At 45.2% G+C, this 12,473-nt stretch carries 11 protein-coding genes; 3 read left to right on the top strand and 8 right to left on the bottom strand.

Annotated features, from left to right (window positions below; genetic code table 11):
• Positions 1–196: 196 nt before the first annotated feature.
• From ACETMN_RS12635 to ACETMN_RS12615, 5 genes are all read right to left on the bottom strand, one after another.
• A complete protein-coding gene (locus ACETMN_RS12635) occupies positions 197–1,252 on the bottom strand; it encodes an ABC transporter substrate-binding protein (RefSeq protein WP_091017079.1) in 1,056 nt (351 codons plus the stop codon).
• 108 nt (positions 1,253–1,360) lie between these two features.
• The gene (gene yjfF, locus ACETMN_RS12630; RefSeq protein ID WP_091017081.1) at positions 1,361–2,335 is read right to left on the bottom strand and encodes a galactofuranose ABC transporter, permease protein YjfF; all 975 of its coding nucleotides are present in this window, start codon (positions 2,333–2,335) and stop codon (positions 1,361–1,363) included.
• Positions 2,325–3,368, bottom strand: coding sequence for an ABC transporter permease (locus ACETMN_RS12625; protein WP_083657362.1), 1,044 nt, complete (start codon positions 3,366–3,368; stop codon positions 2,325–2,327). Before ACETMN_RS12625 ends, yjfF begins: the two co-directional genes overlap by 11 nt.
• A gap of 4 nt (positions 3,369–3,372) precedes the next feature.
• Positions 3,373–4,884 carry a sugar ABC transporter ATP-binding protein gene (locus tag ACETMN_RS12620; RefSeq protein ID WP_411736189.1) on the bottom strand — a complete coding sequence of 504 codons (1,512 nt, stop codon included), beginning with the start codon at positions 4,882–4,884 and terminating at the stop codon, positions 3,373–3,375.
• Positions 4,885–4,969: 85 nt separating this feature from the next.
• Complete coding sequence (locus tag ACETMN_RS12615; protein WP_017689009.1) at positions 4,970–5,992, bottom strand: ABC transporter substrate-binding protein; 1,023 nt, start codon at positions 5,990–5,992, stop codon at positions 4,970–4,972.
• Between the two features lie 242 nt (positions 5,993–6,234).
• Between ACETMN_RS12615 and ACETMN_RS12610 the strand changes: the two genes are divergently transcribed.
• Genes ACETMN_RS12610 through ACETMN_RS12600 form a run of 3 tightly spaced genes read left to right on the top strand, consistent with a single transcriptional unit; the run spans position 6,235 to position 10,599 of the window.
• Positions 6,235–8,046 carry a sensor histidine kinase gene (locus ACETMN_RS12610; protein WP_091017084.1) on the top strand — a complete coding sequence of 604 codons (1,812 nt, stop codon included), beginning with the start codon at positions 6,235–6,237 and terminating at the stop codon, positions 8,044–8,046.
• Positions 8,047–8,051: 5 nt separating this feature from the next.
• Entirely contained in the window at positions 8,052–9,641 is a 1,590-nt protein-coding gene (locus ACETMN_RS12605) for a response regulator (protein ID WP_256975197.1), read from the top strand.
• Positions 9,634–10,599: a sugar ABC transporter substrate-binding protein gene (locus tag ACETMN_RS12600; protein WP_091017088.1), complete on the top strand. Its 966-nt coding sequence runs from the start codon at positions 9,634–9,636 to the stop codon at positions 10,597–10,599. The genes ACETMN_RS12605 and ACETMN_RS12600 overlap by 8 nt, the downstream gene beginning before the upstream one ends.
• 452 nt (positions 10,600–11,051) lie before the next feature.
• Here ACETMN_RS12600 and ACETMN_RS12595 read toward each other — a convergent pair whose 3' ends face one another.
• The 3 genes from ACETMN_RS12595 to ACETMN_RS12585 all read right to left on the bottom strand — a co-directional run bounded on the left by ACETMN_RS12595 (position 11,052) and on the right by ACETMN_RS12585 (position 12,423).
• The gene (locus ACETMN_RS12595) at positions 11,052–11,576 is read right to left on the bottom strand and encodes a GNAT family N-acetyltransferase (RefSeq protein ID WP_091017092.1); all 525 of its coding nucleotides are present in this window, start codon (positions 11,574–11,576) and stop codon (positions 11,052–11,054) included.
• A 38-nt stretch (positions 11,577–11,614) separates the two neighbouring features.
• A complete protein-coding gene (locus tag ACETMN_RS12590; RefSeq protein WP_143786527.1) occupies positions 11,615–11,893 on the bottom strand; it encodes a hypothetical protein in 279 nt (92 codons plus the stop codon).
• A gap of 83 nt (positions 11,894–11,976) precedes the next feature.
• Positions 11,977–12,423 carry a GNAT family N-acetyltransferase gene (locus ACETMN_RS12585; RefSeq protein WP_091017096.1) on the bottom strand — a complete coding sequence of 149 codons (447 nt, stop codon included), beginning with the start codon at positions 12,421–12,423 and terminating at the stop codon, positions 11,977–11,979.
• Between the last annotated feature and the right edge of the window lie 50 nt (positions 12,424–12,473).

Here is a 12,473-nt window from a genome sequence, read left to right as displayed (position 1 = left end):
TGACAGCATAATACCTTTTACACTCCCTCTCTTTATCGAACTTTCACCCCTCAAAAAAAAGCGCTTTCAAAAGTATGCAAACCGCTACGTCTTTTCTCATAGAAAAGAACTTTAGTTCAAGGTGAGTTCAGTATAAACGATAAGTTTATTTAAAGTAAATTGAATTTTATCCAAAATGTTCTATTTTTCGCATATTCTAGAATCGCCTGTTGTACATCTCCCGTCTAGCACTCTCCTGTGTAAAAATGTCCTCCGGGGGTGCCATGCGCTTCGGGAGTGTACGCCCTGCAATAATTTCTTTTGTAGCCTGCATAAGCTGAGGACCAAGCAGCGGGTTACATTCCACCACAGCGTTGATTTTCCCACTGGCTAGAATTTCAAGTGCTTTGCGGGAGCCGTCCACCGAAACAATGATAATGTCCTCTCCCGGCTTCAGCCCAGCTTCTTCAATCGCTTGAATGGCGCCAAAAGCCATTTCATCATTATGGGCAAAAAGAACCTGCGGCCGTTCATCTTCCGGGACCTGAAGGAATTCTTTCATCACTTGTTTGCCATTGTCCTCCGTAAAATCGGCAGGAGCACTTTGTGAGAAGATGATATCTGCTCTGGTGTCGAAAATGCTTCTAAAGCCCTCGCCACGCTGGATAGAGGGTGTAGAACCACTCGTGCCTTGCAGTTCGGCAATCCGTATCAAACCCGAATGATTTCGCATCCGATCCTGAATGTACTTCCCAGCCTTCACACCTTCCTCATAAAAGTCCGATCCAATCGTTGTCACAAAAAGTGAAGTGTCTTTAACATCAACTGACCGGTCTACGATGATCACAGGTATACCTGCATCCCTGGCCTCCTGAAGAATACCATCCCAGCCCGATTCCACGACCGGTGCAATGGCAATGACATCCACCTTTTGCCTGATGAACGACCGAACAGCCTCGAACTGTTTCGTCTGAGACTGTTCTGCATTTTTTATTACAAGGGAGATTCCCGATTCTGCCGCAGCATTCCGGATAGACGTGGAGTTTGCCAGACGCCAGGCACTCTCTCTACCCAGTTGTGAAAAACCCAAGACAATCGGTTTCGTAGAGGTATCCCTTGCTACCGCTGATTCCATCCATTCCTCAACAGATGGGAGAGTTTCCAAGTTGTTAGACGAGATGGGAGGAGACACAGATTCAGACTCAGGTGTTGTACAACCGACAAGCAGCAGTAGCAGTATGAACAAATGCAACCCGATCATATGTCTTCTCATTCACGCATCTCCCATCTCCATGTTAGTCTCTGCTGCCACCGATGCAGAGCACATCTAGTGATATAATTGTGTCGGTATTTGTGTGCAATTTCATTTCATTCGATCCACTTAATGCAGTGATTTCGAGGATACTCGCCGCCCGCTAAGCAGTCGTTGGAATAAAATAAAAACAAACAACATTAGGCCAATCACAATCTTGGTCCACCATGAGCTTAGCGTGCCTTCGAAGCTAATTATAGTTTGGATAGCCCCCTGGATCAATACACCAATAAAGGTTCCCGCCACATACCCCACACCACCTGTTAACAAGGTGCCTCCTATTACAACAGCGGCGATGGTATCGAGTTCAAGACCCATGGCGTGTAATCCATAACCGGATAACATGTAAAAGGTGAAGACAACACCGGCAAGCGCGGAGCATAAACCGCTGAACGTGTACACCAGGATTTTGGTACGTGCAACCGGCAGTCCCATAAGCAGCGCGGATTGCTCGCTTCCGCCGATGGCGTAAACGTTGCGCCCGAACCGGGTGTAATGTGCCAGGTAGATCGCGAGCAGTACAATGACCAGAGCAATAATCACATTAATGGAGACAAAGCTGCCCCCTGGCAGGGAAATTTTCGCCTGCGCAACCTGTGTGTAAAATGGATTTGTAATGGTAATGGTGTCGAGACTAATGACATAACACAGCCCCCGCGCCAAAAACATGCCTGCCAGTGTCACGATGAAAGGCTGAATTTTAAAATAGTGGATGATCGCCCCCATGACTGTGCCAAAGAGCGCACCCATGACAAGCACCATCGGTATAACGATCGCAGGCGACCACCCTTGCTTCTCGACCAGACTTGCGCTAATGATGGTCGTCAGCGCAATGACAGAACCTACCGACAGGTCGATTCCTCCCGATACAATCACAAATGTCATGCCAATCGCCGTGATAATCAGAAATGCGTTATCAATGAGAAGATTAAGTAGTACCTGTGTGGAAAAGAACCCTGTATACCGGAAAGAGCCTATAGCAAACATCACGGCCAGCAAACCGAAGGTGACAAGGACCGGGAGATACTTACGATTAAGAAACATGGCGGTTAACCCCCTGTTCGGCTGGAAACTTCCGTTTTTTCCAACGGATCACCATGGAATTGCGGAATGAATCGGATTGAATCAAACATACGGCCAGTACAACAAAGGCTTTGACAACCAGCGTAACTTCTGGCGGGACGCCAATCATATAGATCGTCGTTGTTAAGGTTTGGATAATGAGTGCTCCAACGACGGTACCCATTAGATAGAAACGACCACCATTGAGCGAAGTACCCCCGATGACTACCGCAAGAATGGCATCAAGTTCATACCACAGACCTGCGTTATTTCCATCCGCACTGGATACATTCGAGCTGAGAATAAGCCCGGCGATGCCGGCACACAGACCACAGAAGACATATACCGTGAGAATAACCGTTTTTGAACGAATACCTGCCAGTTGGCTCGCGTTTGCGTTGCTTCCGACCGATTCAATAAACAGTCCCAGTGCCGTTTTTCTCGTCAGCAATGAGGCAACAAGCAGCACAGTTAATACGATGAAGATGGAAAAAGGTAATGCTGCAAGCGAACCTGCCCCGATATAGGCGTAGTTTGCATTGGATACCGTAATAATCTGTCCACTCGTAATTAATTGCGCAATCCCACGTCCGGCTACCATCAGGATAAGCGTTGCAATAATGGGCTGGATTCGGGCAACCGAAACCAGCGCCCCGTTCCATATGCCCAAGATCAGTGAGAGACCTATAGATAATCCAAGTGCACCCAACACAAGCCAAAGCGAACTCTGATCCACTCCTCTGCTGATGCTCATACAAGCCACGGCACCGGAGATCGCTACAATGGAGCCCACGGACAAGTCGATACCTCCGGTCGCAATCACCAGTGTCATACCGATCGATACCAGAATTAAAGGCGCTCCAAAATTGAGAATATCAATCAAGCTGCCATACAGATTCCCTTCACGCATGACGAGGGAGAAGAAATCCGGAGAGTACAGCAAATTAAAGATTAAAAGTAAACCAAGCATACATAACGGCCAAAACAAATGATGTTTACGCATCTTGCCCGCCATCTCTTTAACCTCCTGCCATTGCTTTCATGATTTGCTGTTGATGGATCTGATCCCCGCTAAGTTCTTTCACTTTTTTGCGGTCCCGGATTACGGCAATTCGGTGGCTGACACGAATCACTTCTTCCAGCTCGGACGAAATGAACAGCACGGCCATGCCCTGCTTCGACAGAGAGAGCACCAGCTTCTGTATTTCAGTCTTGGCACCGATATCAATTCCACGCGTAGGTTCATCGAGAATCAACAGATCGGGGTTCATCAGCAGCCACCGTGCAAGCAACACCTTTTGCTGATTACCGCCGCTCAGATTTTTAATTAAATGCTCCGGGTTTTTCGGATGGATATTTAACAGGTTGATGTACTTTTCGGCGATCTCATCCTGTTTCTTGCGTGAGATTGGTTTGGACCAACCTCGTGTCGCTTGTAAAGCCAGAATAATGTTCTCCCGAATGGTCAAATCATCGATTATGCCTTCGGTTTTACGGTTCTCGGAGCAAAAAGCAATATTCTGATCAATTGCATGACGCGGCGACTTGACCGTACTTCCTGTATCTACAACGAGCAGCTTGCCTACATCTGAACGATCTGCACCAAAGAAAAGGCGAGCGATCTCGGTACGACCAGACCCCAATAACCCAGCCAAGCCCACGACTTCTCCCTTGCGAATGTCCAGATCGAACGGCTCAATGGCGCCTTTCCGTCCAAGTGCCTTGGCGGTAATTAACAGTTCTCCCGACTCCGCCTGGGCAGCATCCGCTTCCTTCGGAAGCTCCTCAAGCACCTCGAGCTCCTTGCCGATCATCTTGAGCACCAGTTCCATGCGTGGAAGTTCTGCGGCTATGTACTCTCCTTCCAATTCCCCGTTACGGAGCACCGTTAGACGATCCGACATTTCGTATACCTGATCAAGAAAATGAGTAACAAAAAGAATTGCGAGACCTTCACTCTTTAATTTGTGCATAATACGAAACAGTTGCTGAACCTCGTTTTTGTCCAGACTGGATGTGGGTTCATCCAATATGAGCACTTTGGCCGAGATGCTGAGTGCTCTTGCAATTGCAATCAGTTGTTGCATCGCGACCGAGTAGGTCTGTAAAGGAGCCTTAACGTCGATGGACAGATGTAATCTGTCTCGCAGAATGTTCTCCGCATCTTTGTTCATTTGTTTCCAATTGATTTTGCCAAATCGCATGGGTTCCCGCCCGATGAAAATATTCTCAGCAACCGTTAAGTTGGGACAGAGATTGACCTCCTGGTAAACGGTACTGATTCCCGCCTTTTGCGCTTCAAGCGGACCGGAGATCGAAAGATCCCGGTTATCCATGCTTACCGTTCCTTCATCAATGGAATAAACGCCGGTCAAAACTTTAATAAGCGTCGACTTCCCCGCTCCGTTCTCACCCATCAAGGCATGAATCTCGCCCGGAAACAAGCGAAAGCTGACGCTGGACAGCGCTTTAACCCCGGGAAATTGTTTGGTGATGCCTGTCATTTGCAAAATGGGTGCTTGCTCGGCCATATAACCCTCTCCTTTGTTATGGAAAAAAGTCATTTAGCGACAGCCTGGTCGAAAAATGACTTTTCGGTGTTATACGAATCTGCTTTTAATATTCGCGTGTTGGCAATGCTTCTTTGGCTTGCTCCGATGTGAAGGTCGTCTCATCCGTAACAATTCGGGGTTCGATGTCTTTCCCGTCTACTACCGATTGAACCGCTTCCATTAATTGAGGTCCTAACAACGGATTACATTCAACGATAAAGTTGATTTTGCCATCAGCAGCAGCCTGCATCCCATCCTTCACGGCATCCACAGAGATAATGGTAATATCTACGCCTGGTTTCAATCCTGCCGCTTCAATGGCCTGAATTGCACCAAGTGCCATATCGTCATTATGTGCATAGAGAACATCTATTTTTTTATGTGCTTTGAGGAAAGCTTGCATGACTTCTTTGCCTTTGGCACGTGTAAAGTCACCCGATTGTGAAGCAATCACTTTAAGCTTCGAATTGGAAGCAATCAATTCCATAAAGCCCTCTTGACGGTCATTCGCCGGTGCGGAGCCTGTAGTGCCCTGCAGCTCAACGATATTGATCTCGTCTTGTGTGTCCTTGTATTGGTCACTAAGCCACTGACCTGCTTTGCGTCCTTCTTCTACAAAGTCGGAGCCAATAAAGGTTTTGTAGAGGGTTTTATCCGGGGAATCCACAGCACGGTCCGTCAAAATCACGGGAATTCCTGCATCCTTCGCTTCCTTCAATACGGTATCCCAACCGGATTCTACAACAGGGGAAAAAGCGATCACCGTCACCTTCTGTTGTATGAAGGATCGCAAAGCTTTAATTTGATTTTCCTGCTTCTGCTGCGCATCGGAGAATTTCAAATCATAACCCGCTTCTTTGGCTGAATCCTGAATCGACTTGGTATTCGCCGAACGCCAGCCACTCTCCGCACCAACCTGCGAAAAACCAAGCGTAATTGTTTTGGCGCTGGCAGGTGTACTGCCATTCCCACTCGTTGAAGTTTCATTATCGGAGCCTGCTCCTCCATTGGTACTGCTACATGCCGTGCTGACCAGCATCACCATAGCCAATGTTATGGCAAGTCCCCACTTTTTTTTGGTTCGCATGTTGTGATCCTCCCTTTTTCGTTTCACCTTGTGGTGTGACCACATTATAAAACGCTTTCATTACGAGCTTATATGGAGTCTCATACTTTATTTATGTAATAATTTAGTAATTTCAAAAAATGGAGTTTAAAAAGTGTAATTTCTTTGTTTAATTGTGTAGTATTTAGCGATTCTCTTACATATTAGAAAATCATGTTATACTAATGATACATTTTTGATCCCTTCAGATGGAGTGGAATACGTTGAAACTCATTCAATGGATTGCTTCAAGCCTCAGGCTTAAATTACTCAGCATGTTTATCATCCTCAGTTCAGTACCACTGATCGTGGTTGGATTGATTTCTTACCACAAATCTTATACGGTCGTATCCAATCATAACAAGGCCTCGACACAGCTGGTTGCCGACCAGCTTGCCAGGAACATTGACATCTTGTTTGAAGATACGGAACGGCTGCTCGAACTGGGCAAGAACCCGCAAGTGCTTCAATATCTGTATTCTCAATCGGAGTCCTACCCGGAAGCCAAAGCCATCCTTCAGACATACAATCTTTATCGGGAAACCTACAAGTATGACAAGGTACTTAATATCTCGTTCGTGAATTTTTATGGAAAAGGCATAAGTGAACGAAAAGGCGTGTTCAAGCTGGAACGAAATCCGCTGCGTAACCCGTACTTCAAGTATCTGATACAGTATCCGGATGCCATTCTGCGCATTCCTCATTCTGCAGCCTATGCCGAATATAACAGGCTGGATGGGTTTGCTTACCCTAAACAGAATGCGCTTTCAATTATAACCACGGTCAAAGAGAGAATTACACATGAGGTCATCGGGTTCATAGTAATTGATTTAAATGATTCGTTCATTGATGATTTTTTGACGAATACCCCCATTAAGGATTCCGGTTTTTTCTATATTAGTGATCAACACGGAAATACACTCTTCAGGCCGGATGCCACCACGGCATCCATAACCATGATGGATCAGATCCGATCGGTCCCTTTACATCTACAGCACGACAGCTTTATTCTGTCTGCAGGATCCAAGCCCCAGTTTGTTGTATACAGCACCTCAAAACAGACCGGATGGAAAATGATCGGGGTAGCTCCTTATCAGGAAATCATTGCAGAGGCCAATAGCATTCGCCAATTAATCATCATCACGGTTTTGTTAAGTGCCTTCTTTGCAATATCGTTATATTTTTTCCTGAATAATCGACTGATTCTTCCCATCCAAATTCTGATGAACAAGATGCGTAAAGCTGCAAACGGTTACTTGGAAGCCAAAGTCACACCACACGGCTCGGACGAAATTGCTGATCTGGGCAAAAGCTTCAACGTGATGCTGGATAAGCTCAAAATGCTAATCGAAAAGAGCATCCGGGAGAATGAACAGGTGAAAATAGCTGAACTACGTACGCTGCAAGCTCAAATCAACCCTCATTTCCTGTATAACACGTTGGAGTCTATTTTATGGATGGCTGAAGCAGAGAAAAAAGAAAATGTAATCAAACTTGTGCAAGCCCTCTCGAAGTTCTTTCGTTTGAGTCTGAACAAAGGATTCGACTGGGTATCCATTCAAACCGAGCTTGAACATGCGCGGAGTTACTTGGTTATTCAACAGATGAGGTACCACGATATTCTCACCTACGAGATCAGCGTTGATCGTGAGCTTCAGGATTATCCCATTTTGAAAATGACGCTGCAGCCCCTGATTGAAAACGCGCTCTATCATGGGATCAAGAACAAACGCGGTCAAGGGCTGATATCCATACATGGATATGTAGAGGACAATAGCATCATTCTCACCGTACAGGACAACGGAATTGGCATGTCTGCGGATCGATTGGCACAATTACGTGAAGAGCTGGAGAAGCCGGCTGCTTCCCGTTCACCCCAAGATGACGAGCAGGAAGGCGGATTCGGTCTGCTCAATGTACATCACCGGATTCGACTATATTTTGGACCATCTTATGGTGTTGAAATGGAAAGTACGTATATGGAAGGCAGCACATTTATGATTCGTATCCCCAAAAGCAAGGAGGTTAACCGTTGAAAAAGGTGATGATCGTGGATGACGAAATTGGAATTCGGGAGAATATACGGAGCTGCATCGATTGGGAAAAGGAAGGTTTTCACTACTGCGGGGATGCACCCGACGGTGAGCTTGCGTTACCTTTAATTCATGAATGGGCTCCGGATATTTTGATTACAGATATCAAAATGCCATTTATGAACGGATTGGAACTGACCTCCATCGTTCGCACTCAACAACCTGATATCAAAATCATTATCATGAGTGGTCATGATGAATTCAGCTATGCCCAGGAGGCCATCCGACTTGGTGTGACCGAGTACTGTCTAAAGCCCATTAGTGCAGCAGAGCTAATCCAAATGCTGCATAAGGTCAGCAAACAAATGGATGAAGAACATCAACGCATGACAAACCGGACGATCACCAAAGAAAAACTGCTGGCCGATCTGTGCGGAGGACTCATCGGTACAACCGATGCAATTGAATCAGCCAAACAACTCTCACTTCCTCTCTCGGCCAGGTATTATACCATTGTCATTATCGACGTTCGATTAACAGATGATTCCCGGGACCCGGAATCCCTGATGAAGAAGCTACTTCCCATACTGGAGGAAACTCGTGATCCCCACGTTGAACTTCTTCCTTATATTCGAAGCCGAACCGAGTTGGTGCTTCTGCTCAAGTATCACTCCGATGACAGCATATCCGTATATCTGGAGCAGCTTCGCGGGCGGGTTCGTATGGAACTTGAACATATGTTCAAATGTAATATTATTCTGGGCATTGGCAGTCAACAGGAGCGTCTGCAAGGAATTCATGTCTCGTATCTGGAAGCGGAGGAGGATAAATATATTACCCGGCTCACCCTTCAGAACAGAGCTTCTCTACGTGAAATCAACCCGGATGAGCACACGACTCTTTTTCTCGACAGGAATTCTTTTCTTGAATTCCTCAAAATCGGCAGCCCCAATCTGCGTGACCATTTTGTGCAGGAGTTTGCCGCTCCATTACAGTCCTTTGACTGGAAGTCCTCCTCGTATGGCTTCTATCTGTTGAATGATCTTACGCTGGAGTCGTTTCGGCTTGCGAATCAGCTGTTCCGCATGAGTGACCATTCGGATGAGAACATTACTTCCCTGCAGCAGACGATCCGGAAGATTACGTGCTGGGAGGATTGCACCCAATATCTGTGTTCCCTGCTTAACCTGTTATGGCAGAGAAGAGCAGCCTGCTCCGGAAAATACAGTGATGTCATTGATCAGGTGAAAGCCTATGTATCTCGTGAATACAATAACGAACAGGTCTCGTTGAAGATGATTTCTGCACACGTCAGAATCAGTCCAAGTCATCTAAGCAAGATTTTCAGTCAGGAAACTGGTCAAACGATAACGGAGTATCTAACCCAGATTCGAATCGGCAAAGCCAAGGAGCTGCTGAAAACAACCAACAACAAAACCTTTGAGGTTGCTTACAAAGTTGGTTACAATGACTCTCACTATTTTTCTAATATATTCAAGAAAACAACAGGTTTTACACCAAGAGAATACCGAACTCAAGGGACCGAGGCATCGCAGACCAGACCATCAGATATGAGAAAAGAGCCAATGTATGAATAAAGCCAGATTTGCACTTTTACTTACACTAATACTTGTGTTCCCGATGATCATTTCATTCGGTTCGGCAAACATTCGTCCACAGCAGATGGCTGCAACACTTCCTGCGACTTCACCTGTAGAGAAATCTGCAGCGAGCAAAACTTTCGGTATTATCTATCCAATGACGTATCCAACCTATGAGATGATCACGAAGGATGCAACGGAGTATGCAGGGAAACACAGTATTACGTTAATTGTAAACGCACCTGATGAAGCCAATACCGAACAACAGATCCGTATCATGGAGAATATGATCAAACAGCATGTGGACGGGATAGCTATTTCTCCTGTGGATGCTGCTGCACTTACACCCGTTATTGATGCAGCCCAAGCTGCGGGTATTCCTGTCATTACATTTGAGTCAGATGTCCCATCCAGTCATCGAATCGCTTATGTGGGCGCCGATAACTATCGCACTGGCCAGCAGTTCGCGATGACGACTACACGACTCCTGCATAATCAAGGTATGATTCTTGTCGAGAACGGCTTGGAGGAGATGCAAGGTTTGCAACAGCGGCTTAATGGATTCATTGATTATATCCGCAGTGAAACAGACATCGAAATCTTGGAGGTTCGTTATCATCAAGGGAATGAAGATCAAGCCATGTCCGATATGGAGAACATGATTCAAGCTCACCCTCACTTCAATGCGATTATTGGGCTCGATTTTGTATCCGTCTCTGCCTCTACCCTGATCTGGAAAGCGAAAGGCCTTAACCGGCATTTAATCGCGTTCGGTGATAGCCCGACCAGTGAAAACGGGTTGCTCAACGGTCAATTGTCTGCCGTTATCTCACAGAATGAAGGAGTCTGGGGTGCCAAAATGATGGAGACCTTGTTACTCGCAAGCGACGGCGCGCCTGTGAAGGAATTTATTGATACGGGGATCATTGTAATCAATCAGGAAGGAAGTAAATAAGGTACTGTCCTCTGTCATGAAAATGACAGGAGGACAGTACCTTTTAAATTTTCGTACACGTAGTTATTACATCCGTTCATCGAAGTGTTTCTCAAGAAAGATGACCTTTTTCTGAGAGTTGCTCATATCTACCTATTACGCTTAAGCTTCATAATGACCCGATCGAGGATGAGCCCCACTCCTCCCCAAAAAATCAAATGGAACAAGTATATCAACGGCCTGAAAAATGAAGTCGTCTCTGGATTTGTATTTATTTGGGTCAACCAGTCATTCAGCAACGGATTTATAGGATTCGTTAGATAAATCAGAATATTCTTATCATCGTTCCCTGATAGATTAATGAAACATACGGTTAGCGAGAAAATAACAAACCAAAAAGTCAGCTTTTTTAGTATGTTCAGCATGACGGGTGGGTAAACCTCCTCTCAAGTATAATGAGCCCTTTTGAGAAGCTATTTCTTCCATTCGTTTTCTAGAATGCTCATCTCGATAAGATTCCAGAATGTATCTTCATGTCTTCTCGCATCACGAATAAGTCCTTCTCGTACAAAGCCCGCTTTTTCATAACATCGGATGGCTGAGACATTAAAATCAAATACACCCAGACTGATCCGGTGTAACTTCTCCTCTTCAAATCCAATTCGAAGTGCCTCATCGATCATTTGCTTTCCATAGCCTTTACCCTGATATGGCTTACCAAGAAGTACCTTACCGATACGTCCTGAACGATTATATCGATCGATACCGCCAAGAGCAATATGGCCCACAATCTCCTGAGTTGATTCATCCATCACTTTATAAATGAACTTATTCGAAGTGTTCTTATCATTCGCACCATGCAAATAATCTGCTAGCTGTTCCTTGGAAAGTGGATAATGGAACTGCGGGCCAGCCCACTGGAGTAGAAACGCTTCATCCCCACTCCATTCGATTAGTTGATCAAAATCTTCCGGTTCAAAGTATTGGAATGTAATCATATTGATCTGCCCTTTCTTTTTTTATGTCATATCATAGCCTATTTCAGTTCTCTTGTGTCGGCATGAGTTTCATCAAACGCTTTGTTTCTTATATTCATTTCACGAATGGAGTTCTGAACCCAATTCATTCTAGCTAATAAACAGATAACTCCACCCAAAACGCATATCGCGCCTATCCAATAATTCAGTGCAAAATTCACTTGATAATCACTCGGAGTATAACTTCCAGCTGCTGCTGACTGGAATGCTGCATACCCTAGTTTGGGAATCACCTCTTCAATCATTTTCGAGATCGTAATAATCACAATTCCTAACATGATAAAGAGTAATGAGAAATAATGTGTACATGCTTCAAAGAAAAGCTACCTCCTTTACAATCCAAATCGCGTGTTTTTTGGCACTACTTGCATCTTAGAAGCCGAACGACTTCGCCATCGATCAATCCCTCACTTACTCTCTGAAAACCAAGTGATTCATACAGATTCCCGGCGATACCATTTTCCGGCCTGTGTCCAATCATGATGCATTTGCAATTCAGCGATTCTTTCATTAGATCAATCAACTTCTTAAGCGATTCTCTTCCATAACCTCTGCCCTGATATTTGGTATCTATCATTAGCGCAAGAAGCCAATAGTTATCCTCATGATCTGGCTTATCTGAGTACACAGCAAAACCAACCAGATCCGAATCAGCATAGATGGCCATGGGTCGAAAATCGGTCACAACCTTGGATTCAGCAATCCAATATACAACCGGCGCGGGAAAACTTTTTTTCTGTTCTTCCGTTACATTCAGTTGAGTACATGCATACCAATTATCCACCGACACACTGTTTAAATGAATCATAGATTGAAATTCCTCCTAGTGAAAATTACACAAAGGAATCCCTTCCTTGG

The organism is Paenibacillus sp. M2 (assembly GCF_046713495.1).
Taxonomy (GTDB): domain Bacteria; phylum Bacillota; class Bacilli; order Paenibacillales; family Paenibacillaceae; genus Paenibacillus; species Paenibacillus amylolyticus_B.
This window is presented reverse-complemented; position numbering and strand designations above follow the sequence as displayed.

What these genes read in the sequence shown, in the direction of transcription:
- ACETMN_RS12625 (WP_083657362.1), bottom strand. Translation starts at nt 3,368, where the DNA reads ATGGCGGGCAAGATGCGTAAACATCATTTGTTTTGGCCGTTATGTATG.
- ACETMN_RS12595 (WP_091017092.1), bottom strand. Translation starts at nt 11,576, where the DNA reads ATGATTACATTCCAATACTTTGAACCGGAAGATTTTGATCAACTAATC.
- ACETMN_RS12590 (WP_143786527.1), bottom strand. Translation starts at nt 11,893, where the DNA reads ATGTTAGGAATTGTGATTATTACGATCTCGAAAATGATTGAAGAGGTG.
- ACETMN_RS12585 (WP_091017096.1), bottom strand. Translation starts at nt 12,423, where the DNA reads ATGATTCATTTAAACAGTGTGTCGGTGGATAATTGGTATGCATGTACT.
- yjfF (WP_091017081.1), bottom strand. Translation starts at nt 2,335, where the DNA reads ATGTTTCTTAATCGTAAGTATCTCCCGGTCCTTGTCACCTTCGGTTTG.
- ACETMN_RS12635 (WP_091017079.1), bottom strand. Translation starts at nt 1,252, where the DNA reads ATGAGAAGACATATGATCGGGTTGCATTTGTTCATACTGCTACTGCTG.
- ACETMN_RS12615 (WP_017689009.1), bottom strand. Translation starts at nt 5,992, where the DNA reads ATGCGAACCAAAAAAAAGTGGGGACTTGCCATAACATTGGCTATGGTG.
- ACETMN_RS12600 (WP_091017088.1), top strand. Translation starts at nt 9,634, where the DNA reads ATGAATAAAGCCAGATTTGCACTTTTACTTACACTAATACTTGTGTTC.
- ACETMN_RS12620 (WP_411736189.1), bottom strand. Translation starts at nt 4,884, where the DNA reads ATGGCCGAGCAAGCACCCATTTTGCAAATGACAGGCATCACCAAACAA.